Consider the following 23,387-nt stretch of genomic DNA (forward strand, 5'->3'; position numbering starts at 1 on the left):
CACGTTAGCGGCCTGGGCGGCTGACATGCTCAGCCAGTCCGGCTGAATACGGGGTGTATCGAGGAATGACCCAAATGCTTCGCGGCGGATTTTCCGAAGATGGCAGAATGCCATTGTTTTGCCCGACGCGTCAAACGACCTTTGCGTCGAATACAGAAGACGTTGTGCCGGCAGCACTTAGCTACTGTGCATGGGGTTGTTTTCGCAGATTTGGCAGCGCCTCAACCTTCATCCAGCAACTCTGCTCGGGTACCCGCTGAAGATGACGTCAAGCTGCGGTCGAAGGACGATGCCGACAGACCGCGTGCCTGCCTGCCCTGCTTCCGGTGCACGTGCTGACGAAGGCGCAAGCGCCCCTTAGCCCTCGTCCAGCACCTCGAACAACTCCTCAACCCGCTCGAATGGCGCACCGCGCACCGGGCTGTGATAGACGACGCGATCGCCGTCGCGCTGCAACGACTTTCCCCGCGACTTCCGCAAGCGCCCGGGCAGGAACGTCGCGGCGACCGCCCCGGGGCCGACGTCGAGGCGGATGATGCCTCTGCGCTTGCATTCGATCCTGAGCCGAGCTGCGCCGAAGAAGTCGCGCGCGACGTTCGGCAAGGGGCCGAACCGGCGCGAGGTTTCCTCCTCGAGGTCGTCGAGGTCGTCTTCGTCATTGCATCGTGCTGCACGTGCATAGAGCTCGAGCCGCACCGGCTCGGACTGCACGTAGCTGTCAGGAAGCATGTCCCCGACCGGCAAATTGAGGTCGGGCACCCACACCGGGGCCCGCCCCTCGTCGACTTTCTCCGAGGCCATTTTCAGCAGGTGACTGTAGAGCACGGGCCCGAACACCTGCACGTGGCCGGATTGCTGCTCCGAGAACAGGTCTCCCGCGCCCCGCAGATCGAGGTCGCGCTCGCTGATGGCAAAGCCGGCGCCGGGCCGACTGAACTCCTCGAGCACTGCCAGGCGCTTCTCGGATTGCCCGGACTCCGTCTCCGTCAGCAAATGGGCGAAGGCGCGGATGCCGCTGCGGCCGACCCGCCCGCGCAGCTGGTGCAGCTGCGCAAGGCCGAACTTCTCCGGCCAGCACACCACGATGGTGTTCGCACGGGGAATGTCGAGGCCGCTCTCGACGATATTGGTCGCGAGCAGGACGTCAGCCCTGCCCTCGACGAAGCTCATCATGCGGTCGTCGATCTCGTCGGCCGCCAGCCTGCCGTGCAGACACACGATGCGGAGATCCGGCGCCACCGCTTGCACCCGCGCCAGCATGGGATCGAGATCCTGAATGCGCGGACAGATCAGAAAGCTCTGGCCGTGGCGCCGCTGCTCGCGCAGCAGTGCGTTGGCGATGGCAGCATCCGACAGCGGTGCGATTCTGGTTGCGACCGGCAGCCGGTGAACCGGTGGCGAAGCGATCACGCTGAGATCGCGGAAGCCGGCAAGACCGGCGGCCAGCGTCCGCGGGATCGGCGTCGCGCTCATCATGAGCACATGTACATTCTTGGCGAGGCCGGAGAGCTTTGCCTTTTCGGCGGCACCGAAATGCTGCTCCTCGTCGATGATGACGAGGCCGAGATCATCGAACTTCACGTCCTTGCCGATGAGCGCCTGCGTGCCGATCACGACCTTGATCCGGCCGCTGCGCAGTCCCTCCTTGGTCTCGCGCAGCTCCGCGCCTGACGTCGCGCGCGACAGGTTGCCCACCTCGATGCCGAACGGCGCAAAGCGCTTCTGGAACGTCGCGACATGCTGCCGGGCCAGCACGGTCGTTGGCACCGCGATCGCCACCTGCTTGCCCGACAGCACCACGGCGGCCGCCGCGCGCAGCGCCACCTCGGTCTTGCCAAAGCCGACGTCGCCGCAGATCACACGGTCCATCGGGTGACCGGACGCGAGATCGTCCAGCACGTCGGCGATCGCCTTGGCCTGGTCGCTCGTGGTGAAATACGGGAAACGGGCCACGAATTTCTCGTAGGCCGATCCCGGCGGAACCAGCTTTTCGGCGCGCCGCCGGCGGCGCTGGCTGATGTGCTTGGCCAGCACCTTGCCCGCGATCTGGATTTCGCGCTCGGCCTCAGTGCGGCGCGCCCACCACGTGCTGCCGTCCGCCTTGTCGAGCGCCAGCTTGCCGAGTTCGGTTGCGTAAGGCCAGATCAAAGCGAGATCGGGCGGCGGCACGAGCACCGCATTGTCGCCCGCGAACTTGAGGCGGATCATCTCGCGCATTGCGCCACCGCCCGTGTTCACCGTCTGCAAGCCGTCGAGCACGGCAAGACCACGCTGGAGATGGACGACCACCGTGCCCTGCTCCGGCACGTCCGGATGATCAAAGGCCGCGCTCCAGGCGCGCGCCATCGGCTGCGGATGATGCGCCCGGCTGCCGAGCACGTCGGATGCCGTGACCACGGCAAGAGGCTTTTTCCCCGGCAGGACGAAGCCGGCATCCAGATCAGCCAGCAGCGCCGTCTCGCCGTTGCGCCCACTCGTGGCCTCGTCCCAGTCCTCACAGCGCTGCGCCTTGACGCCGCTCATCCGCTCCATCACGCGCAGATCGTCCTCCTGCGCGGCGACGAGGATCAGGCGCGAACCGGCTCGCCGCGTCTCCTCGACGAAGGCCCGAAGTGCTTTCCTTGCGGATGTCAGCTTCGAAAACTCCGGCGTGGTTTGGAAAGGCGCCGTCCGCGGCAACACTTTCATGCCCTTGGCGAGCCGTTTCCAGTCACCTCGGCCCAGATATTCGCGCTCCCGCTCCGCACGGGGCGCGGCTTCCTCGATCGTGCTCAGCCACGCGCTGGCGTGCAATGGGACCCTTGCATCGGCGATCCATTTGGCACGTCCGCAATAGTCGAGCAGGCTCGCGCGCTTGCCGCGCTTGCCGGCAAAGCCAAGCCGCTCCGACATGGGATCGACCAGAAGCTCGCTGGTCTCGAAGATGATGTCGTGCTCTTTCGGATCGAACGCCACGATCCGCCTGATCGCGCGATCCGAATGCTCGATCCGGAATGGTCCCAGCGCGCCGGCGGGAAATATCTCGAAGGTCTGGCCGTGAAACAGCGCCCCGCCCGGATAGTCGGGCTCGTCCTCGAGATCGTATCCCAGGGCTTGGAGGCGCGCCTCAAGGTCCTGCTCGGAAAACGCGCCGCCCACCTTCAAGCTCACGCTCAAGCGCGACAGGTTGGCGGGCGGCGGCAGGCGCTCCATCACGGCTTCCGCCGTTGAAACCAGAAAGAGCGGCTTCTTGGATCTTGCGAGGCGCCTCAGGACCGAGGCTCTGCGCCCCGCGAGTTCGTGGGACGGCTCCAACTGATCGAACGGCAAGGTGTTCAATCGCGGAAACACCAGGACCTCGCAGGAAGGGTCGAGCGCGTGGATGACGCTGCCCAGCCGCTCCGCCCGGTTCTCACTCTCGGCAAGAAAAACCAGACCGCTGCGTCCGGACTGCTTCCATTGTGCCAGCAGATGCAGAGCCATCATACCGAGGGGCGAGGAAGACGAAATCGTTGCGCGCTGCGCCCGCTTGCTCTTCTTCGGCGACTTTTTGGTCGCCCGCGCGTTTCTGGAAAGCCTCACTTGAATCCGTCTCTGGTCGTCAACCGCCGGCAACTGCACGCGAGCCGCTCGCATCTCGATTCGGCTGCTTGCCGCTATGCATATGGGATTTGCCCTGCGAACGCACGCTGATGGGCAACGTCGGGGGCGTCATCGTGATCCCGGCAATTTGGCCGCTGATCGGCCCCGGCAGATCGGAACTGGCTCCGTTCCGACGCGTGAATGCGGACCCTGCTCTCGATGCGAAAGTCAATGCGATGGAGAACGCCTACGGATCCAGCAGGCACGAAAAAACCCCAGCGCTTGGAGCCACGCTGGGGCGTTTCGTTCAAAATGAATCGGTTAAGCAATGACGTCCTCATAGCAGCGATTCCGCCGGGCGTTTGTGAACTGGTTCACACCCCTTGCGGCATCCAAATCAAACGACCTCGGGGAAACCGAGGTCGCCAACCTTTGGGGGAAGGTTTTCTCTCAGGCCCGGGGGCTTTTGGGGTTGGGGATGGGCCGAGAGCCTGGATTCTACGCTCGGCAGGCGGAGTCGTTCCAAAGCGGCGGGCAAGATATCGATCGGCGCGGACCGGTGCATTCAACGCCCAATTGCTCCGGATCGGAGTACCGCATCTTCCGATTTGAGCGCGCGCACAACGCGAGCTAGGATGCCCGCTTTTACGGAGGCGCATTTTGAAACCATTCATTTTCATTGCGGCCATCGCGCTGCTTGCGACGGCTCCTGCACGCTCACAGGCGCTGGTCGACCCAAGCAAGGTTGCCGCCGAGTATCGGGAGGCGGCCGAGAAGCGCCGAGCCGAGCAGCTGCGGCAGCGCGAATGCGCGATGAAGGCGGATCTCGAGAAGGTGCTGCCGAGGGATCGCACCGCCTATCTCAACCGTTGTCTGGACACCATGGCGGCCAAGCAATAGCGCTGATCGAGCCAATTGATCGGTCGGGGCCGCTGCGGCGGCGCGATGACGGCTGCTCGCATTCTGCGAGCACTGGCCCACTTACCCGCATCGGCTGCGACGAAGCGCGTCGACCAACTCCCGAAGGCGCTTCAGGCTTTCTTCAGACATTTGAGATCACCTGAACATCCATTTTCGATAGTTGATCGCGCATGAGTTTCGTCCAGATTCAGTGCACACGCTGCAAGGATGTGTTTCGCGATCGCGCCGGCCGGTTGCAGGACGGCTATTCCAGGCAATGTCCGAGCTGCGAGGTGGTGCTGTTCTTCGCGGAGGACTCCCAACACCCCTTCATCAAGCGCGCGATGCGCAATGCGCGCATAGCCCGCAAAGAGCAGCGCGAGGCCGAGGTGATCAGGCTCGCTGCGCCGGAGTCGCGAGCAGCCCGGTCGAGGTCATCCGCCGCGCGGACACGACCTGCGGGGCGAGAGGATTAGCTTACCGCCCCGACTTTCTCGGAAACAGGCGGTCGCGGATGTAACGTGAGGTCGGCGTCAGGCGGATGCCGCGGGGCTTCTGCCAGGCCGCGCGGTCGATCTCCTTCTTGTCGCCGATCGCCAGCCTGCCCTTGGCGTCCTTGGCGATGAAGATCGCGTCGCTCATCTTGCGGCCGGAGCGCTTGTTCCTGGCCTTCACTTCCTTCCAGAGACTGATCCGGCCGAGCTTCAGCTTGGGCAGCTCCTCCCTGATCTCCCGCCGCAGGCAGTCCTTCTCGGATTCGCGCGCGCGCTTACGCCCGCCCGGGAACATCCAGAGGCCGTCCGACCGGCGTCTGACCAACAATACCTTGCCGCGCCTGGCGGCAACCAGCTTGGAAGACTTCGCCATCACTGCCGTAGATCGAGACCAGAATCGTCCAGATCGTAACTTGTCTAGTCGGACAGACAAGTTCGGGACGCATCTTGATCAGAGGCCACGGAGCCGTTGGCTCCTGGTGAGACGCGGCGGCCCCGGTCGCGCCGGCGAGCGCAAGGTCAGCCCTTGCCCGCCTCCGTCCGATCCTCGGTCCGGATCCAGGCCATCATCATCTCCCAGGCCACCGACAGGATGATCGGACCGATGAACAGGCCGACGATGCCATGGGCGAGCGTGCCGCCGATCACACCGACAAAGATCACGATAGTCGGCGTGGTCAGGCCGCGCCCCATGACGAGCGGCTTCAGCATGGTATCGATGAAGCCGACCAGGACGAGAAACACGGTGAGCAGCAGCGCCGTGGTGACGTCCTTGGCGGTCCAGATCCAGATGATCACCGGCAGCAGCACGAGGAAGGCGCCGATCTGCACGATCGAGAGCAGCAGCACAATGAAGGCGAGAAGGCCGGCGCTGGGCACGGCGGCGAGCTTGAAGCCGAAGCCTGCGAGCAGCGCCTGCACCACTGCGACGCCGATCACGCCTTGCGCGACGGCGCGGATGGTCGCGCCCGCAAGCTCCAGGAAATGTTCGCTCTGCTCGGGCACAATTCGAAACAGGAAGCTGCGGCCGGCTGCAACCAGCCGCGGGCCGTGCGGAAACAGGAAGCCGGCAACGAACACCGACAATAGGAATTGGACCGTGCCGAGGCCCGCATCGCCCGCGAGCGACAACAGCGGTCCCGCCAGCGGCTGGAGATAAGGCGCCACCTCGCGCAGCACTGCGCGGATGTTGGTGTAGGCCTGGTCCCAGAGGTCATAGAGCCACGGACCGACCAGCGGCCACGATTTGAGCTGCTCCGGCGCCGATTGGAGCGCCAGATCGCCGGTGCCGAGCTGGTGCGCCAGCTCCCGCACACCGTCCACGGCGCTGAGGCCGAGCCAGGTCGCAGGGCCGATGACGATGCCGAGCGTGATCAGCGTCAGGATCGCTGCCGCGGTTTTCGGCCTGCCGCCGAGGATCTTCGCGACCAAGCTGAAGGCCGGATAGAACGCGACCGCGAGCACGCCGCTCCAGGCCAGGATCGGCACGAACGGGCGGATGATCAGGAAGGTCCAGATGATCAGCAGGGCGAGCAGTCCGAGCCGGATCACGAGCTGGATGATATCCTCACCCGTCAGGAGCTGACGGAGACTTTTCACGGCTAATGCTTTCCTTGCGACATGAACGCAACTTGCGGCGCCCTAGCCGTTATTGCCAGCAACAAGCCGGGCGTCAAGGCGACCGGTTCCCGCAACATCCGCTGACTAGGAACGCATCGGACCTACCGGCATTTTGAGGACGATGACGGCCGGTCCCAGAGAGCCTGATGCACATGCGGGGATTCACCGCGGCGTCCACTATTCGCTGAAGCGGAATGCCGCGCCGGGCTACTGGCGCTATGCCTATGCGATCGGCGACAGAGTCCGCTCCGGGCGCGTGCAAGGCAAGCTGCCGCTGCTCGCCATCAGGCGCGTGCAGATGCGCATTGATCGGGACTTGCGGCCTGGCTTGGCTAACGTCCGTTAACCGGATTTCCCTGGGCCAGTTTACGCCGCTGCAAAAGCCCGTGGCTACCGTGGATTGAGGTCCTCAAAGACATTCTGTGCAATGGCCAATAGCATCTGGACGATCGAAGAATTCACCTGCCGGGGTTGCAGCATGACCTACGCCGCGACAAGGGAGGAACATGACGAAGCGCATGCCGGCAGCTTCAAATGCAGCATCTGTAGCAGCGTGGTGCATAGCTGGTCGGGCAAGCATCACTTCTTCGGCTGGGAAGCGGTGAAGTCGAAGCCGCCGGTGTTCGGACGGCGCTGGGCCGGAGCTGGATGATCGGCTGAGCCGCCGCGTTCCCTGACCGATCGAACGATCGTGCCTGGACGCAGCGGCAGCGAAATTCGTAGCCGAGGATCGACCGAATTGCGCCAAGGGTGTTTGGACTCCGTTCACCGATCGCCGCTAGATCAGGACAGATCCTCCGCGCCGAACATCCGCCATGGCCGACCTCAACGCCGTCCTCACCAGGCTCAACGACCGTCTGCTCCGCCTTGAGGGCGAGCTGTTCGTGCTGCGTTCGCTGGCACGCGCGACGCTAACGGCGGGCGATGATCATGCGGCGCGCATGCGCAAGCTGGTCGAGGCCGCAAAAGTCGCACTCGACGACGAGGCCAAGCGTCCGCTCGACAAGCCGACGCGCAAATATGTCGATGCGGCGACCGCACTGGTGGAAGAGCTCCTGGTCGAGCCGACTCCGGCGCGGCCGCTGTTCACGGTCATCGACGGCGGCCGGCGCGACTGAACGGATCAGGTCGGCTGGCTGGTGTCGGCCGTGTTGGACGCCTTCAGCCGGCTAAGGCCCGCTTCGATGATTGCGATCTCCTCGTCGATCTGACCGATGGGCAGGCTGAAATCATAGCCCGACCTGCGCTTCAGATCGACCGCGAGCCGCTGCCTGTGCATCATCAGCTCGTCGAGGCCGCGTCGGTTCTTCAGTCGGACATAGATGTCGACGATCTGCTCAATCGCGCTCGGCATGAGATCGGTCCCGGCGAAAAGGCCGGCGCGGCGCACCTGCGCCGGCGGGACATTCTCGGTCGCGGTACGCAATACAAATCCGCGACGGATTCGTCGATACGCCAAGCTGGTTGATAACGTATTACCATCAGATGATTTCGCGATGCGCGGTATGAAAAAGCCGCTGGCGATCACGCCAGCGGCCAAGCCGGGTTTGAAAACAGATGCGGGTTGAAATGTCGCCAGCCCCGGTTTGTGCATGCTCTTACGGCAGACCGAAGATCTCTTCTGTCTACAACGAAACACAAGAGCCGGCTTGCCCACATTTCCCATCCGACCGTGGCACCACGGCAACGCTGGTGGCTGCACAATCGCTGAGTTCATCGCGCCCTCACCCGGTGCATTGTTGATAACCCGCGCAAACGCGGCCTGGGTGGTGACAGGACGTCCGGACGTGTTATCGGGGGATAACGCAGCTGCGAGACGGATCGGATACCCATGCGCATTACCCTCGTCGGCTCCCGCCATTTCGGCGTGACCACCCTGAACATGCTCCGGGAGCACGGCGTCTCGATCGCGCGGGTCGTGGTGGCCGATGCCGAGGATCGCCTCGCCGCGACCGCCAAGGCGGCCGGCATCGAGGTGGTGGTCCAGGCCAATCCTAAACTGGTGGTGGCCTCCGAGATTGCCTCCGATACCGATCTGATCGTCACGGCGCACAGCCACGCCCGCATCGGCAGGGACGCGCTTGCCGCCGCCAAGCTGGGCGGGATCGGCTATCACCCTTCGCTATTGCCGCGCCACCGCGGCAAGGCCGCCGTGGAATGGACCATCAAGGAAGGCGATCCGATCGCCGGCGGCACGATCTACCACCTCGCCGACCGCATGGACGCGGGCGCCATCGCCGCCCAGGACTGGTGCTTCGTCAAGAAGGGCGAGACGGCGCGGGAGCTCTGGGAACGCGCGCTTGCGCCCCTCGGCCTCAAGCTGCTGGCCGATGTGATCGATTATGCCAAGGTCCACAAGGCGCTGCCGGCCAAAGTTCAGGACGAGCAGTTCGCGACCTTGGCGCCGAGTCTCTCCTGACATTTACCCTTAACGCGGGTCCGCTTTGATTTTGCAGCGGAAATCGGAGCACCAAGACTCAAATAAACCATTGTTTCCACAGGAACAATTTTCGGTTTGGCATTGCACCAAACTTCCGTCACATTTGGTCCGAATAAGCGTCAGCATACCAGACAAATTCAAGGACGGAATTCATGCGTTTTGGTCGCATTGCGGTGTTCTGTGCCGCTTCAGTTTTCGCCGGCACCCTCGCCGCTCCCGCCTTTGCCCAGAGCCCTTATGACGGCAACTGGCAGGTCACGATCGTGACCAAGAGCGGCTCCTGCGAACCGACCGCGAGCTCCATGCTAACGGTTGCCGACGGCAAGATCACCGCGCCCGGCGCTAACGTTTCCGGCACCATCGGTCGTGAGGGACTTGTGAAAGTTTCGATCAATGGTGCATATGCCAACGGTCAACTCAACGGCAACGCCGGATCGGGGAAGTGGAATGGAGCATCTGCAGGCATACCATGCAGCGGGCGATGGGAAGCATCGCGACAGTAAACCAATTGAGGCTCGCGCCAGAGTCCGGCGGCTGCTGATCGCGGCCGCCATTTTGTTTGCGGCGAGCATCGCCCACACTGAAAGCCAAGCCCAGGCCGGCCCGTTTGCCCCGATGGCAGGCACCTGGAGCGGCGGCGGTACCGTCATCCTCGATGATGGCTCGACCGAGCGGATCCGCTGCCGGGCCAAGTACACCCCGATCGGCCCGACCATGGAAATGTCGCTGACCTGCGCCAGCGACGCCTATAAGTTCAATCTCGGGGCCAGCGTCAAGTCAGAGGGCAGCGCCATCACCGGCAGCTGGTCCGAGGCCAGCCGCAACATCAGCGGCTCGCTCCAGGGCCGCGGCGGCGGCGGAAACTTCGAAGTGGTCGCCTCTGCCGCCGGCTTCAACGCCAATATCGCGCTGAAGACGAGCGGCAACAAGCAGACCGTCACGATGCGCGCCGACAGCCAGTTCCGCGGCGCCAACATCTCGATGTCGCGCTGAGATAGCACGTTCAAGACAGTCGACCCGGCGATCTCGCCGGGTCGATTTTTTTATGCCTGCGGCACGAACGCCGTGACCTCGATCTCGACCTTGGCCCGCTCGTCCACGAGACCGCCGATGTAAAGCAGCGTCGAGGGTGGGAAGTTGCGTCCAAGCGTTTCCTTCCAGGCCGCGCCAATGGCGGCTCCGGCGGCCTCATACTCGCTGCGGCTGGTCAGGTACCACGTCAGGCGGACGATGTGCTCGGGGCCCGCGCCGGCCTCGCCCAGGAGCTTGATGATCCGCTTCAGCGCTGTCGCAACTTGCGCGGCCATGTCAGGCGCGTAGTTGCCGCTCTCATCGCCGCCGGTCTGCCCGGCCAGCACCACCCAACGCCCCGGCCCGTCGACCAGGACCCCATGGGAAAAGCCGCGCGGTTTTTTCCACTCGGCCGGCTGCAAGATACGCATGAGCAAAGACCTCCCGATTTTCTCGTTGTTCGCTGACGCCTTAGCACGCCGACCTGCATCGCTGCATCCGCAGAGTTGGCCGTTGCAAACAGCGGCGATGTCGCTGATACCGGCCGTTGTTTCAAGATTCATTCTCCAGCATCTGTCCCAATGAGCACGACACCGTCAAAAACGATGGCCGCACTGTGGATGGCCGGCTGGCTGTCGCTGATGCTGGTGATGGCGGTTGCCGGGCGCGAAGCCACGCGCGAGCTGAACGTTTTTCAAATCATGGAAGTGAGGTCGCTGCTCGGCTTCGTGCTGCTCTCGCCGATCATCTACCGCGCGGGCGGCTTCAAGGTGCTCAAGACGTCGCGCCTGCCGCAACATATCGGTCGCAACCTGGTGCACTATGCGGCTCAGCTTGGCTGGTTCTTTGCACTGACGCTGATCCCGATCGGCCAGGTGGTCGCGATCGAGTTCACCATGCCGATCTGGACGGCGATCCTGGCGGCGAGCTTCCTGTCCGAACGCATGACGCCGTGGAGGGTTGCGGCCATCGTGCTCGGCCTTGTCGGTGTGATCGTCATCGTCCGTCCCGCCGCTGGCGAGATCAATCCGGGGCAGTTGATCGCGCTCGGCGCTGCCGTCGGATTTGGCGTGTCAATGGCGCTGGTCAAATCCCTGACGCGCACGGACAGCGCGCTGTCGATCCTGTTCTGGATGCTGGTGGTGCAGTCGGTCGCAGGCTTCGCTCCGACGCTGTTTGTCTGGACTTGGCCATCGGCCCATGTCTGGGCCTGGGTCGGCGTGATCGCCGTCTGCGGCACGTTTTCACACTATTGCCTCGCGAGCGCGATGCGCTATGCGGACGCGACGATCGTGGTCCCCATGGACTTCCTTCGGGTTCCACTGACCGCGACGGCTGGCTGGCTGCTATATTCCGAGCGGCTCGATGCCTGGACGGTCCTCGGCGCGGCGCTGATCCTGTGCGGCAATCTCCTGAATTTGAAGCCGGCTCCGCCCGTTCCTGCCCGCGCGCAGTGAACCTCGCGCTGCCTTGCGCGACAAAACGAAGTGGCCGTGTGATTTGGATCACGTTCGGGAAGCATTCCCATCGTGCACATTCGGCCACACAGCAGCGGTTTGGACGCGACTTACTGCCGTTTTGGTGGCGCGGAGTCGGGCACTTCGTGTAGGTTCGTTGCCAATTTGTTGCTGCCTGCAATTCGATTCTGTTGGGGATCTCAGATGCGCTATTTCACCCTCCTCGCTTCGCTGATGTGCATGGCCCTGTCGATCAGTGCCGCGAAGGCCGACCGCCGCGTCGCCTTCGTCGTTGGCAACGGCAATTACAAGAACGTCGCGCAATTGCCGAACCCGCCGATCGACGCCAAGGCGATGGCGGCGACGCTGCGCAATGTCGGCTTCGAGGTGATCGAAGGATCCAATCTCAGCCGCGACCAGATGACGGAAAAGCTGCTCGACTTCGGCCGCAAGGCGCAAGGCTCCGACATTGCGCTGTTCTATTATGCCGGCCACGGCATCGCGGTCAGTGGCACCAACTATCTCCTGCCTGTCGACGCCGACATCAAGTCGGAGATGGACGTCAAGCTGGGGGCGGCCATCAACATCGACCTCACGCTCGAGCAGACCATGGGCGATGCCAAGGTCAAGCTCGTCTTCCTCGATGCCTGCCGCGACAATCCGTTCGCCGCCAAGATCAAGTCGAACTCGGCGACCCGCAGCGTCAACGTCCAGAGCGGTCTCGCCGAGATGAAGTCCGGCGAAGGCACGCTGATCGCGTTCGCCACCGGCCCTGGCCAGACCGCCCTCGACGGCCAGGAGGGCAACAACAGCCCGTTCACCCGCGCGCTGATCGACAACATCACCAAGCCCGGCGTCGAGATCCAGCAGGCGATGACGTCGGTGCGCGCCCAGGTCAATGAAGAGACCCGCAAAGGCCAGCTGCCCTGGGGCCACACCAACCTGACCGGCTCCGTCTATCTCAACCAGGCCCCGACGACCCAGGTCGCCAACGCGGCTCCGACCGCGGCTGGCAGCGTGCCAATGGCGACCGGCGGCGGCTCGGACGGCGTCGAGCTCGAATATTGGCGCTCGGTAAAGGAGTCCAACAAGCCGGAAGAGCTCAACGCTTATCTTGCCGCCTATCCGAACGGTCAGTTCAAGGCGCTGGCGCTGGCACGCCTTGCTGCGATCAAGAGCGGCCCCTCGACCGCGACCCGCACGCTCACTGCTGGCGTCGATCCCGCGACCTTTATCGACGAGGCCACTCAGCTCACCGAGGACCAGATCGGCCTCGACAAGAACCAGCGCCGCGACGTGCAGCGTCGCCTCACCGGCCTCGGCTTCGACACCAAGCAGACCGGCGTGTTCAGCGATGAGACCCGCGCCGTGCTCAAGCGCTGGCAGGCCGCGCGCGGCTATCCTTCCTCCGGCTACCTCAATAAGCACCAACACAAGGCCCTGCTCTCGGAGATCGTGGCTGCACCGCCGACCGCCAGCGATAACAGCCAGAAGGCGGCTCGGCGCGCCAGCGCCCCGGCACCCAGCAGTGCGCCCGCACCCGCTCCTCAGCGTAGCAATCCAGGCGACGCTGCCGGCGCTGCCTTCGTGGGTGGCGTCGTCGGCGGCATGATGGGCGGCATGTTTCGCCGCTGAGGCGCGAAGCCAATCAAAGCAAAAGCCCGGCTCAGGCCGGGCTTTTTCGTTGCGAGTTCCTCATCCCAGGAGCGCGCCATGGAGCGCGTCTCGAAGGATCAAGGACCCGGATGCAGCAGCAGGGCGTTCATCGTTGGAGACGCTTGCCGCGCAATCCCCTCAAGATGAGGGTCCGCTGCCTGGGCTGGGGTGCCTACTTCCCCGCGGCCTTCCGCAGCGCCTCGTTGATGCGGTCCTGCCAGCCTGGTCCGCCCTCCTGGAAGAATTCCAGCACGTCCTGGTCGATACGCAGCGTGACCTGCTCCTTGATGCCGGGAACGGAGATTTGCTTGGGCGGCGCCACGGCGGCCTTGGCTGTCACCTTCTTGAACGCGGCCTCAGCTTCCGTCCTGGCATCGCCAAGCGTACGCGGCCGCCTTGGTTGATCCGCCATATTCTAGATTCCCTCAAACAGAGCCGTCGAAAGATACCGCTCCGAGAAGGACGGCACCACCGCCAGGATGGTTTTTCCCGCAGCTTCGGGGCGCTTGCCGATCTGGAGCGCCGCCGCGATCGCGGCGCCCGAGGAGATGCCGCCTGGAATGCCCTCATGCCGCGCCAGCGCGCGGGAGGTCTCGATTGCCGTCGTCGAGTTGATTTTGACGATTTCGTCGATCACGGAGCGATCGAGGATGTCGGGGACGAAGCCGGCGCCGATGCCCTGGATCTTGTGCGGGGTGTGCTGGCCGCCTGAGAGCACCGGGCTCTCCTCCGGCTCGACCGCCACCACCCGCAACGATGGTTTGCGCGGCTTCAGCACCTGGCCGACGCCCGTGATGGTGCCTCCGGTGCCGACCCCGGCGACGAAGATATCGATGCGGCCCGCCGTGTCATGCCAGATCTCTTCCGCCGTGGTGCGGCGGTGCACCTCGGGATTGGCGAGGTTCTTGAACTGCTGCGGCATCGCCGAGTTCGGCGTCGTCTTCAACAGTTCTTCCGCGGCGGCAATGGCGCCCTTCATGCCCTGGGCTGCCGGAGTCAGCACCAGTTCGGCGCCGAGAAAGGCCAGCATCTTGCGCCGCTCGATCGACATCGACTCCGGCATCACCAGCTTGAGCCGGTAGCCGCGCGAGGCCGCAACGAAGGCAAGCGCGATTCCGGTATTGCCGGAGGTCGGCTCGATCAACACGGTGTCGGGCGTGATGATGCCCGCCTTCTCCATGGCGATGATCATGGCCGCACCGATGCGGTCCTTCACGCTCGCGGCCGGACTGAAATATTCAAGTTTTGCCAAAATGGTCGCATTCACGCCGTGCATGCCGGGCAGTCGCTGCAACCGCACGACCGGCGTGTCGCCAAAAGCCTCGACGATCGAGCCATAGATCCGGCCGCGACCGGGCTGGTGCGCTGCACCCGTGTTGGACGATGCGTCCATGATGAACTCCCTGTGGCGACGATCTGCGCTTCTGTCGCTGCTCTTGCGCAGTTACGGACAGCTTGCGGCGACACGCAAGCGACAATGCAGCACATGTTAAATACGCTGCATCGCAAAATCACGTGAGCTGCCAACATCAGAAAACCAACGCATTTGTGTTGCGACCTCGTCAAGCGCATCTGCTTATGTTAGACTTAAGTCTCAAAGCAGGGAGAGGTCACCACGATGTCAGCAATTGCTGAAGTGTTGTCGACCGTCGCGCTCAACCGCGATCCGCGTTGCAGCGAGTTGCCCACCTGTCCGGTCTGCGCCGACTCCATGGTCGCCGCCGAAGCATCCGCCTACGTCTCGGACCACGTGATCAGCTATCTCTGGACCTGCGATAATTGCGGCTACGGCTTCGTCACCAAGCACGCCGTCAAGCAGCGGTTCGTATGCAACTGATCGTGGAGTTGCTCTAGCGCGGGGCGATGTCGCCCCTCGCCCAGTCCTCACGCGTAAGCTGATAGAACTCCTCGAACTTGCCCTGTGCGATCGCAACCCTGATGCCCTGCATCAGGGTTTGATAGTAAGCGACATTGATCTCGGATAGCAGCATCGCCCCCAGCGTCTCGCCTGCCTTGACGAGATGATGCAGATAGGCGCGGGCGCAGCTGCGCGTCGACGGCCATGAGCTCTCCTCATCGAGCGGACGCGGATCGTCGGCGTGGCGCGCGTTGCGCAAATTGACCTGGCCGAAGCGCGTGAAGGCGACGCCGTGACGGCCATTGCGCGTCGGCATCACGCAATCGAACATGTCGACACCGCGCTTGACCGCCTCGAGGATGTCGTCGGGCGTGCCGACGCCCATGAGGTAACGCGGGCGCTCTTGCGGCAGCAGCGGGGCGGTCTCGTCAATCATCGCCAGCATCACTGCCTGCGGCTCGCCGACGGCAAGGCCGCCGATCGCATAGCCGTGGAAGCCGATCTCAACCAGGCCTTGCGCGCTCGCATGGCGAAGCTGCGGCAAGTCGCCGCCCTGCACGATGCCGAACAGCATGTAACCGGCGGGCGCGCTCTCGAAGGCCCGCTTGCTGCGCTCGGCCCAACGGAGCGACAGGCGCATCGCGCGCTCGATGTCATCACGCTCGGCCGGTAGCCGCACACATTCGTCCATCTGCATGGCGATGTCGGAGCCGAGCAAGCGCTGCACCTCGATCGAGCGCTCCGGCGAGAGCTCGACCTTGGCACCGTCGATATGCGAGCGGAAGGTGACGGCGTGCTCGCTGACCTTGCGCAGATCCGCCAGCGACATCACCTGGAAGCCGCCGGAATCCGTCAGCATCGGCCCGTTCCAGCCGGTGAAGGTCTGCAAGCCGCCAAGCGCCGCGATCCGCTCGGCGCCGGGGCGCAGCATCAGATGATAGGTGTTGCCGAGCACGATGTCGGCGCCAGCGTCGCGCACCTCGCGCCAGTGCATGCCCTTCATGGCACCCGCGGTGCCGACCGGCATGAAGGCCGGCGTCCGCACCACGCCGTGCGGCGTGGTCAGGCGCCCGCTGCGCGCGGCGCCATCGGTAGCGAGCAATTCAAAGTGATTGGGAAGATCATTGTCGGGATTCATGGCGGTGCTTATTGCGTGTCGGAGGACATCGATCAACCCGCCCGAACCATGCCACGGCCGGCCAATGGCTCAACTGAGACACCAGGAGCCATATTGAGGGTCCGCTACTCTTGTTAAACAAAACGATACAGTGTAGTTTTACTATGGAGGCTGGACGAGAATGCCGCGGCAGATTTGCCGGCGGCCGTATGAGTGTGATCGCCCGCCACCGACGATGCCCCACCCCTCAAGTTCGAGTGACATGTCCGCCCCATCGCAGGGCTGGATAAGGCCGAGAGGAGCCCGCCTGGGCGGAGTCCTGGTCTTGACGTGCAGCCTGGTGCTCGGTGCCTGCACGTCCCTGCACCGCACGCCCTACACGGCCGCTGAAGCCAGCACATCGCGCGTGCTCGATATCGATGGGCTCCGGCGCTAAGCCGACGAGCCCGTTACGAAATTCAGCTTCGACAAAGACAACAGCACCGCGACCAAGACCTACCTGGCGCTATCCGGCGGCGGTGCCGACGGCGCCTATGGCGTCGGCGTGCTGAACGGCTGGACCGCGTCCAGAACCCGTCCCACGTTCTCAGTCGTCTCGGGTGTGAGCACCGGCGGCCTGATCGCGCCGTTTGCATTCCTCGGCTCGCAATATGACGACACGCTGAAGGAGGTCTACACCAGCGGCATCGCCGAGAGCCTCCTGAACGATCCCAGCATCATGCGGGTGCTATTCGGATCCGGCCTGTTCGGCAACACGCGGCTGCGCGAGCTTGTCTCCCGCTATGTCGGACCCGAGATCATGGCGCAAGTCGCGCGCGAGAATGCCAAGGGCCGAAAGCTATTGGTGGTGACGACGGATCTCGACACCCAGCGGACCGCGATCTGGGACATGGGCAAGATCGCCGCGGTCGGGACAGCCGAGGCGCTAAAACTGTTTCGCGACGTGATGGCGGCCTCCGCCAGCATTCCGCTGGTTTTTCCGCCGATCATGATCGACGCCGAAGGCCAGGGCCGGCGTTTCCAGGAGATGCATGTCGACGGCGGGGTGACGGCGCCGGTGCTGACGTTGCCGGAAGCCCTGCTCTTCCAAGGCAGCCGCCTGCCGGGCAACGCGGAGATGGACATCTACATCCTCGTCAACAAGAAGATCGAACGCAATTTCGAGCTCGTCTCCAACAGCACCGTAGACGTCGCCTCGCGCAGCCTGTCATCGATCACCCAGTCGCAGACGCGCTCGATCATCTTCTCCACCTATGATTTCGCCAAGCGCAACCGGCTCGGCTTCCATCTCTCCTACATCGCGCGCGACTATCCGGCGGCGCCCTCGGAAGGGTTCGATACCGCCTATATGCGGGCGCTGTATCAGTACGGATATGACAAGGCGGCTTCCGGCCAGGCCTGGACTTCGACGCTTCCGTGATCCCTCATGACGGAACGAGGCCACAGGGAAACCGTTGATGATACGGCCAAATCGGCCAGATTCGCGATGACGCCCCCGCTGCTGCGCGATATAGAGCGAATGACTGATATTGCGACCGCGCAGGAATCATTGGGCATGGGATTGACTGCGACCAAGACCAGACCGGCTGCGCCACGGCGCGAGGTGCCGAAATCGCGCGGCGGCCGGCCGACGAAGACCGCCGCGATCGAGCGCGATCAGCGGCTGATCGAGGTCGCCACCCGCCTGTTCCTCGATCGCGGCTTCGACGCGACCTCGCTCGACGCGGTCGCGGAGGCGGCCCGGGTCAGCAAGCCCACAGTCTATTCCCGCTACGGCGACAAACGAGGGCTGTTTGCGGCCGTGCTGAGGCGCGAGATCGCACGATGGCTTGCACCGCTGTCGGCAGCCGCGGAGACGCGACTCTCTAGCGCCGCGAATATCTCGGTCGAGCAGCGGCTGGTCGAGATCGGGCGCGAGATGCTCACATTCACCTGCGGTCCCGACGCCGTCGCCTTCAGCCGCATGATGACGTCACAGGCCATCAACTTCCCTGACGTCGCCAAGCTCGGCAAGGAGGAAGGCTGGCTCAAGGCCGTCGCCACCACGGCGCGCTTCTTCGATCACCTGGTGGCGCAAGGCGCACTCGATGTCGAAGACACCACCATTGCAGCCGAGGTGTTTCTCGACGTGGTCGTCGGGCACACCCACCGCATGGCGACGTTCGGAACGGCGCTGGAGCTAAAACCTGCGGAGAAGCGCATGCGTGCGGCGATCAAGCTGTTCCTGGCCGGCGCGCTGGGACCCGCCGACCGCGTCCAGAGCGCCGCAAAGAGCACGCAGCGGCGCCCGTCCCGCTGACAATTCCGTGAGCTCGCGATCAAATCCCCGGAAACCCGCGGCGCGGCCGTTGACCAAATGAAACGATACGGTATGGTTTTGTTATAAGGCGAGACGGACCCCTTTTTCACCAGCCCTAAGGAGGTCCGTACCGCTTCGATCGTCGCGCCGGGTACAGCCCGATGCGGCGCTCCGCGGCCGACCAGTGCCCAAAGGTCGGCCGCGAATTCTTTACGATCATCCGGCATACTCGCTGGCCGAGGGTTTCGAGCATGACGACAGCCAAACGATGGACCTCGCAACTGCTTGCGATCGCCTTGCCTGCGCTGCTCCTCGCCGCACCGGCACAGGCGATCGTGACCGCAGGCACGCCGACCGCGCTTCACAGCGACACAGATGGTGCTGCCGAAGCGGACCGCCAGGCGGTCAGCCGCGAGATCGAGCGCTTCCGCAGCTCGTCAATCTCGATCAGCCAGGCCATGGCGATTGCAGAAGGCCGACACGCCGGCGCCACCACGGCAGATGTGAGTTTCGATGGAGCCTCCGGCGCCCCGGTCTACCGGGTGAAAACCCTGCACAATGACCGGATCTGGCGCCACACCATCAACGCGTCGACTGGAGAGCTGGTCGGCGGGGAAGCCGCTCTCCCCCTCGCCGAGCTCGACCATGAGGACCGCGACAACCTCGCAGCGCTCGGCGCGATCAGGCATCGCCTCGCCGACGCCGTGCGCGTCGCCGAACGCGCGGCCTCGGGCAAGGCAATCAGCGGCGGGCTGGTGCGCGAACGCGGCCGTCTCAATTTTGCGATTGTCGTGATCAGCGGCGACGACCTCAAGGAGGTCATCCTGGAGCCGCCGGGCGCGCGGGCCAAATAGCGGCGGGCCCGGCCCCGGCATCGACCGGGGCGGAAAGCCATTGACGGCTGCAAGACTCTCCCGCATAAGTCGCCGCCATGTTCGCGACCACCAAACGCACGACCAAAACCACCACGGCCCCAGGGGCCCGGGGAGGCGTGCGCGCGTAGGTCGTCGACTTAAACGCATCAGCTCTACCAAAGCCCCAACCTCGATGGTCCGGGGCTTTTTTGTTGCCTAAATTCTCAAACGCAATGGAGGACAAAGTGAGTAACGATCCCGTCGTCGCGATTGTCGGCGTCACCGGTGCGGTGGGCGCCGAATTCATCGCCACCATGGACAAGCGCGGCTTTCGCGTCGGCAAGCTCAAGGCGCTGGCGAGCGCCCGCTCGGCCGGCAAGACAGTGTCGTTCCGCGGACAACAGGTCGTTATCGAGGAATTGACCGAGCGCGCGTTTGACGGCGTCGACATCGCCCTGTTTTCCGCCGGCGGCAGCATCTCCAAGAAGTTCGCGCCGATCGCGGTCAAGGCCGGCGCGGTCGTGGTCGACAATTCCTCCGCCTTCCGCATGGATCCGAACGTGCCGCTGGTGATCCCCGAGATCAACGCAAGCCGCATTCGTGACCACAAGGGCATCATTGCCAACCCGAACTGCGCCGCGATCGCAGCGCTGGTGCCGCTCTGGCCGATCCACCAGAAGAACCGCATCAAGCGCGTGATCATATCGACCTATCAGGCGGCTTCCGGCGCCGGCGCCGCGGCGATGGAGGAGCTCGTCGAATCCACCCGCGCCAATCTCAACGGACAGGTCTATACGCCAAAGGTGATGCCGCACCCCTACGCCTTCAACCTCTTCAACCACAACACCGCGGTCGATCCGGAGACCGGTTACAATGATGAAGAGACCAAGGTCATCAAGGAGACCCGCAAGATCTTCGAGGATGAGACCATTGCCGTCGGCGTCACCTGCGTGCGCGTGCCGGTGCTGCGCGCCCATTGCGAAGCCATCACATTCGAATGCGAGAAGCCGATCACCGAGGACCAGGTCCGCGCCATCATGGCGCAGGCGCCCGGCGTCAAGGTGGTCGACGACCGCGCCAAGAACTACTTCCCGATGCCGATCGACGCCTCGGGCCAGGACGACGTCCTGGTCGGCCGCATCCGCAAGGACCTCAGCGACCCCACAGGACATTCGATCTCGATGTTCGTCGCGGCCGATCAGCTGCTCAAGGGCGCGGCGCTGAATGCGGTGCAGATCGCGGAGCTCTTGCCGCAGCGCGCGATGGCGTAGCGGTCTCGTAGGGCGGGCAAAGCGAAGCGTGCCCACCAATCGGCCTCGACTATGCAGATCGATGGTGGGCACGGCGCTCTGCGCCTTTGCCCACCCAACGGCGGTGTTGTAGCCGGGATGAGCGCAGCGAAATGCGGGAAGCCGCAAGGCAGGAATTCCGGATTTCGCTTCGCTCATCCGCCTTACGGCTCTGCCCGGAACAGCAAACACGCATCGCCATACGAATAGAACCGGTAGCCGCTCCTGATGGCGTGCGCATAGGCTCGCTTCATCGTCTCCAGACCCGAGAACGCTGACACCAGCATGAACAGCGTCGACTTCGGCAGGTGGAAATTGGTCAACAAAATATCGACGGCGCGAAAGCGATAGCCGGGGGTGATGAAGATCGAGGTCTCCGCCGCGAACGGCTGAATGGTGCCGTCCTCGCTTGCCGCGCTCTCGAGCAGGCGCAACGACGTGGTGCCGACGGCGATGATGCGGCCGCCGTTCTTGCGCGCGGTGTTGAGCCGCTCCGCCGTCTCGGCCGAGATCGTCCCCCACTCGGCATGCATCTTGTGGCTCTCGGTATCGTCCACCTTGACCGGCAGGAACGTCCCTGCCCCGACATGTAGCGTCACGCGGTCGATGCCGACGCCGTGCTCGCGCAGCGCCTGCTCCAGCGCGGGGGTGAAATGCAGCCCGGCGGTCGGCGCAGCGACGGCGCCTTCGTTCGCTGCGAACATCGTCTGGTAGTCGGCAAGATCCTGATCATCAGGCGTACGCCTGGAGGCGATATAGGGCGGCAGCGGCGGGCTGCCGAGATCGGCGATGGCCTGGTCGAGCGTGGGCCCGTGAAACGAGAACGACAGCGTCACTTCGCCTTCATTGCCCTTGGCCTCGACCTCGGCGTCGAGATGGCCGAGCAGGCAGACCTTGCCTTCATTGCCGAAGCGGATGCGGTCGCCGGCTGTGAGCTTCTTCGCCGGCTTGACCAGCGCCTGCCAGCGCGAGCCGTCGAGGCGCTTGATCAGTGTCGCCTCGATCTTCGGCTCGGTCTCGCGGCCGATGCGGCGGCCCTTGAGCTGCGCCGCGATCACCTTGGTGTCGTTGACGACGAGTTGATCGCCCGGCTTCAGCCATTGTGGCAGGTCGGAAATAGTCTGGTCGCGCAACGCGCCATTCTCGACGACCAGCATCTTCGCGGAGTCGCGCGGGCTCGCCGGACGCAATGCGATACGCTCGGGCGGCAGGTCGAAATCGAAGAGATCGGTGCGCATATCGAGTTCAGCGCCGCACAGTCAGACCCTCATGGTGAGGAGGCGCGTGGCGCCGTCTCGAACCATGAAGGCCAAACTGCAGCAGCGGCCTTCATCCTTCGAGACGCGCGTTCTGCGCTCCTCAGGATGAGGATCGAGCACTTATTCCTGGTCCGCGGCCATCCGCGCCTTGACGATCTTGTCGGGGTTCTGCACCGGCTCGCCGCGCTTGATTTTGTCGACGTTCTCCATGCCCTCGGTGACTTTGCCCCACACCGTGTACTGGTTATCGAGGAAGCGGGCGTCGTCGAAGCAGATGAAGAATTGGCTGTCGCCGGAGTCGGGATTGGCGGCGCGGGCCATCGAGGCGGTGCCGCGCACATGCGGCTCCTTGTTGAACTCGGCCTTCAGCTTCTTGCCGGAGCCGCCGGTGCCGGTGCCCTGCGGGCAGCCGGTCTGCGCCATGAAGCCGTCGATCACGCGATGGAACACGATGCCGTCGTAAAAGCCCTCGCGGACCAGCTCCTTGATGCGCGCGACATGGCCGGGCGCCAGATCAGGTCGCATCTCGATGGTGACGGGGCCCTGCGTGGTCTCGAGGATCAGGGTGTTTTCGGTGACGCTCATGCTCGTCTCTCTTGCGTTGGGGGTGAAGTCTTCCGGCTGCGGAACTGGATTGCGAATGGACGCCCCGCAGCGGCGCCGGCCATTGCCTCGGTAAATGGCATCGGCGTGCAGCGTTGCAACGCCTCCATCACCGCGATCCGGTATTGCAGCCGGTCATCGTCGGAGGCCTCCGCGGATTCATAGGTAATCCTCGGATGGCCCAGAATGTTTCCGGCCCGGTTAAAGCTCACGACGACGGTGATGTCGAGTGGGCGCGCCCTGGCCGGCGGTGGCGGCTTCCAGCAGGTGCGCAGATGCCGGAAAATGTCCTGGATGGTGTTGACCTGCGCATCCGCGGCGGCCGCACCGGGGATGCCGAGCTGCAGCATCGCGGCAACCAGCAGGAGCTTGCCACCGCGGCGCGCCATCGGCCTCTCCTATTTGATGTCGGATGCGACCTGCACCTTCACCATCTTGTCGGGATCGGTGACGGTGCCGCTCGGCGAGCCGGGCGGTGCCTTCTTCAGCTTGTCCACGACCTCCATGCCCTGCACGACCTCGCCGATCACCGTGTACTGGTTATCAAGGCTGCCGCCGTCGGCGAACATGATGAAGAACTGCGAGTTGGCGCTGTCGACGCTGTCGCCGCGCCGCGCCATCCCGACGATGCCGCGCGCAAAATGCACCTTGGAGAATTCCTGCTTCAGGTTCGGATATTTCGAGCCGCCGGTGCCGTTGCCGTTCTGGCCGTCGCCGGTCTGCGCCATGAAGCCGTCCATTACGCGATGAAACGGCACGTTGTTGTAGAAGCCTTCACGTGCGAGCTGCTTGATGCGCTCGGCATGCTGGGGCGCGATGTCGGTCCTGAGCTTGATGACGATGCGGCCCTTGGTGCTGTCGATGACGATGGCGTTGGCCTTGTCGAGGTTCGCCGGCAATTGCTGCGCCACCGCCGGCGCCGCGAACACGAGCGCGGCAAGAACTGCGAGAATTCGGATCATGACAACT

Annotated in this window: 26 protein-coding genes and 1 pseudogene; 15 read left to right on the forward strand and 12 right to left on the reverse strand. The window is 64.1% G+C overall.

Translation table 11 applies throughout. The features are described from left to right. Positions 1-357: 357 nt before the first annotated feature. Positions 358-3,465 (reverse strand): DEAD/DEAH box helicase, encoded by a 3,108-nt coding sequence (locus tag IVA87_RS28705; protein WP_346658382.1) that lies wholly within the window; start codon positions 3,463-3,465, stop codon positions 358-360. Positions 3,466-3,671: 206 nt separating this feature from the next. On the opposite strand from IVA87_RS28705, the gene IVA87_RS28710 reads away from it, so the two are divergent. Both IVA87_RS28710 and IVA87_RS28715 read left to right on the forward strand, forming a co-directional pair. Further along, entirely contained in the window at positions 3,672-3,893 is a 222-nt protein-coding gene (locus IVA87_RS28710; RefSeq protein ID WP_247336282.1) for a hypothetical protein, read from the forward strand. A 328-nt stretch (positions 3,894-4,221) separates the two neighbouring features. Beyond that, positions 4,222-4,461: a hypothetical protein gene (locus IVA87_RS28715; protein WP_247336285.1), complete on the forward strand. Its 240-nt coding sequence runs from the start codon at positions 4,222-4,224 to the stop codon at positions 4,459-4,461. Between the two features lie 477 nt (positions 4,462-4,938). Here IVA87_RS28715 and IVA87_RS28725 read toward each other — a convergent pair whose 3' ends face one another. Then, positions 4,939-5,328: an NUDIX hydrolase gene (locus tag IVA87_RS28725; protein ID WP_247336291.1), complete on the reverse strand. Its 390-nt coding sequence runs from the start codon at positions 5,326-5,328 to the stop codon at positions 4,939-4,941. A gap of 146 nt (positions 5,329-5,474) precedes the next feature. Continuing rightward, entirely contained in the window at positions 5,475-6,554 is a 1,080-nt protein-coding gene (locus IVA87_RS28730) for an AI-2E family transporter (RefSeq protein ID WP_247336294.1), read from the reverse strand. A gap of 142 nt (positions 6,555-6,696) precedes the next feature. Here IVA87_RS28730 and IVA87_RS28735 point away from each other — a divergent pair, with 142 nt between their 5' ends. The 3 genes from IVA87_RS28735 to IVA87_RS28745 all read left to right on the forward strand — a co-directional run bounded on the left by IVA87_RS28735 (position 6,697) and on the right by IVA87_RS28745 (position 7,693). After that, on the forward strand, positions 6,697-6,921 hold the full coding sequence (locus tag IVA87_RS28735) for a hypothetical protein (protein ID WP_247279876.1): 225 nt from the start codon (positions 6,697-6,699) through the stop codon (positions 6,919-6,921). Between the two features lie 81 nt (positions 6,922-7,002). After that, entirely contained in the window at positions 7,003-7,227 is a 225-nt protein-coding gene (locus IVA87_RS28740) for a hypothetical protein (protein WP_247336300.1), read from the forward strand. Positions 7,228-7,390: 163 nt separating this feature from the next. Next, on the forward strand, positions 7,391-7,693 hold the full coding sequence (locus IVA87_RS28745; protein ID WP_027575377.1) for a hypothetical protein: 303 nt from the start codon (positions 7,391-7,393) through the stop codon (positions 7,691-7,693). Positions 7,694-7,698: 5 nt separating this feature from the next. Here the strand turns inward: IVA87_RS28745 and IVA87_RS28750 are convergent, their stop codons facing one another. Beyond that, positions 7,699-7,929 carry a hypothetical protein gene (locus IVA87_RS28750; protein ID WP_247336341.1) on the reverse strand — a complete coding sequence of 77 codons (231 nt, stop codon included), beginning with the start codon at positions 7,927-7,929 and terminating at the stop codon, positions 7,699-7,701. Between the two features lie 477 nt (positions 7,930-8,406). On the opposite strand from IVA87_RS28750, the gene IVA87_RS28755 reads away from it, so the two are divergent. The 3 genes from IVA87_RS28755 to IVA87_RS28765 all read left to right on the forward strand — a co-directional run bounded on the left by IVA87_RS28755 (position 8,407) and on the right by IVA87_RS28765 (position 10,008). Further along, positions 8,407-8,994: a formyltransferase family protein gene (locus IVA87_RS28755; RefSeq protein WP_247336303.1), complete on the forward strand. Its 588-nt coding sequence runs from the start codon at positions 8,407-8,409 to the stop codon at positions 8,992-8,994. Between the two features lie 173 nt (positions 8,995-9,167). Continuing rightward, positions 9,168-9,518: a hypothetical protein gene (locus IVA87_RS28760; protein ID WP_212432599.1), complete on the forward strand. Its 351-nt coding sequence runs from the start codon at positions 9,168-9,170 to the stop codon at positions 9,516-9,518. Beyond that, positions 9,463-10,008: a hypothetical protein gene (locus IVA87_RS28765; protein ID WP_247336306.1), complete on the forward strand. Its 546-nt coding sequence runs from the start codon at positions 9,463-9,465 to the stop codon at positions 10,006-10,008. Before IVA87_RS28760 ends, IVA87_RS28765 begins: the two co-directional genes overlap by 56 nt. Before the next feature lie 50 nt (positions 10,009-10,058). Here IVA87_RS28765 and IVA87_RS28770 read toward each other — a convergent pair whose 3' ends face one another. After that, complete coding sequence (locus IVA87_RS28770; RefSeq protein ID WP_247336309.1) at positions 10,059-10,457, reverse strand: RidA family protein; 399 nt, start codon at positions 10,455-10,457, stop codon at positions 10,059-10,061. Positions 10,458-10,607: 150 nt separating this feature from the next. Between IVA87_RS28770 and IVA87_RS28775 the strand changes: the two genes are divergently transcribed. Both IVA87_RS28775 and IVA87_RS28780 read left to right on the forward strand, forming a co-directional pair. Beyond that, a complete protein-coding gene (locus IVA87_RS28775) occupies positions 10,608-11,483 on the forward strand; it encodes a DMT family transporter (RefSeq protein WP_247336312.1) in 876 nt (291 codons plus the stop codon). A gap of 204 nt (positions 11,484-11,687) precedes the next feature. Further along, complete coding sequence (locus IVA87_RS28780; protein ID WP_247336315.1) at positions 11,688-13,118, forward strand: caspase family protein; 1,431 nt, start codon at positions 11,688-11,690, stop codon at positions 13,116-13,118. Positions 13,119-13,311: 193 nt separating this feature from the next. Here IVA87_RS28780 and IVA87_RS28785 read toward each other — a convergent pair whose 3' ends face one another. Beyond that, positions 13,312-13,551, reverse strand: coding sequence for a BrnA antitoxin family protein (locus IVA87_RS28785; RefSeq protein WP_247336317.1), 240 nt, complete (start codon positions 13,549-13,551; stop codon positions 13,312-13,314). A 3-nt stretch (positions 13,552-13,554) separates the two neighbouring features. After that, complete coding sequence (gene cysK, locus IVA87_RS28790; protein WP_247336320.1) at positions 13,555-14,532, reverse strand: cysteine synthase A; 978 nt, start codon at positions 14,530-14,532, stop codon at positions 13,555-13,557. A 225-nt stretch (positions 14,533-14,757) separates the two neighbouring features. Here cysK and IVA87_RS28795 point away from each other — a divergent pair, with 225 nt between their 5' ends. Continuing rightward, positions 14,758-14,976 (forward strand): hypothetical protein, encoded by a 219-nt coding sequence (locus IVA87_RS28795; RefSeq protein WP_247295185.1) that lies wholly within the window; start codon positions 14,758-14,760, stop codon positions 14,974-14,976. A gap of 13 nt (positions 14,977-14,989) precedes the next feature. Here IVA87_RS28795 and tgt read toward each other — a convergent pair whose 3' ends face one another. Beyond that, positions 14,990-16,135: a tRNA guanosine(34) transglycosylase Tgt gene (gene tgt / locus IVA87_RS28800; RefSeq protein ID WP_247336323.1), complete on the reverse strand. Its 1,146-nt coding sequence runs from the start codon at positions 16,133-16,135 to the stop codon at positions 14,990-14,992. Between the two features lie 241 nt (positions 16,136-16,376). Between tgt and IVA87_RS28805 the strand changes: the two are divergent. From IVA87_RS28805 to IVA87_RS28820, 4 genes and pseudogenes are all read left to right on the forward strand, one after another. Next, positions 16,377-17,534 (forward strand): annotated as a pseudogene (locus tag IVA87_RS28805) (patatin-like phospholipase family protein). Between the two features lie 135 nt (positions 17,535-17,669). Further along, on the forward strand, positions 17,670-18,413 hold the full coding sequence (locus tag IVA87_RS28810; RefSeq protein ID WP_247295416.1) for a TetR/AcrR family transcriptional regulator: 744 nt from the start codon (positions 17,670-17,672) through the stop codon (positions 18,411-18,413). A 251-nt stretch (positions 18,414-18,664) separates the two neighbouring features. Beyond that, positions 18,665-19,267 (forward strand): PepSY domain-containing protein, encoded by a 603-nt coding sequence (locus IVA87_RS28815; protein ID WP_247295194.1) that lies wholly within the window; start codon positions 18,665-18,667, stop codon positions 19,265-19,267. A gap of 233 nt (positions 19,268-19,500) precedes the next feature. Further along, positions 19,501-20,538: an aspartate-semialdehyde dehydrogenase gene (locus tag IVA87_RS28820; RefSeq protein ID WP_247336326.1), complete on the forward strand. Its 1,038-nt coding sequence runs from the start codon at positions 19,501-19,503 to the stop codon at positions 20,536-20,538. A 182-nt stretch (positions 20,539-20,720) separates the two neighbouring features. On the opposite strand, the gene queA is transcribed toward IVA87_RS28820, so the two are convergent. The 4 genes from queA to IVA87_RS28840 all read right to left on the reverse strand — a co-directional run bounded on the left by queA (position 20,721) and on the right by IVA87_RS28840 (position 23,380). Further along, positions 20,721-21,794, reverse strand: coding sequence for a tRNA preQ1(34) S-adenosylmethionine ribosyltransferase-isomerase QueA (queA, locus tag IVA87_RS28825; RefSeq protein ID WP_247295198.1), 1,074 nt, complete (start codon positions 21,792-21,794; stop codon positions 20,721-20,723). A gap of 141 nt (positions 21,795-21,935) precedes the next feature. Further along, the gene (locus IVA87_RS28830) at positions 21,936-22,400 is read right to left on the reverse strand and encodes a peptidylprolyl isomerase (protein WP_247295200.1); all 465 of its coding nucleotides are present in this window, start codon (positions 22,398-22,400) and stop codon (positions 21,936-21,938) included. After that, positions 22,397-22,807, reverse strand: coding sequence for a hypothetical protein (locus IVA87_RS28835; RefSeq protein WP_247295201.1), 411 nt, complete (start codon positions 22,805-22,807; stop codon positions 22,397-22,399). The genes IVA87_RS28830 and IVA87_RS28835 overlap by 4 nt, the downstream gene beginning before the upstream one ends. A gap of 9 nt (positions 22,808-22,816) precedes the next feature. Next, positions 22,817-23,380: a peptidylprolyl isomerase gene (locus tag IVA87_RS28840; protein WP_247295203.1), complete on the reverse strand. Its 564-nt coding sequence runs from the start codon at positions 23,378-23,380 to the stop codon at positions 22,817-22,819. Between the last annotated feature and the right edge of the window lie 7 nt (positions 23,381-23,387).

The sequence above is a fragment of the Bradyrhizobium sp. 147 genome, assembly GCF_023073935.1.
Lineage (GTDB): Bacteria > Pseudomonadota > Alphaproteobacteria > Rhizobiales > Xanthobacteraceae > Bradyrhizobium.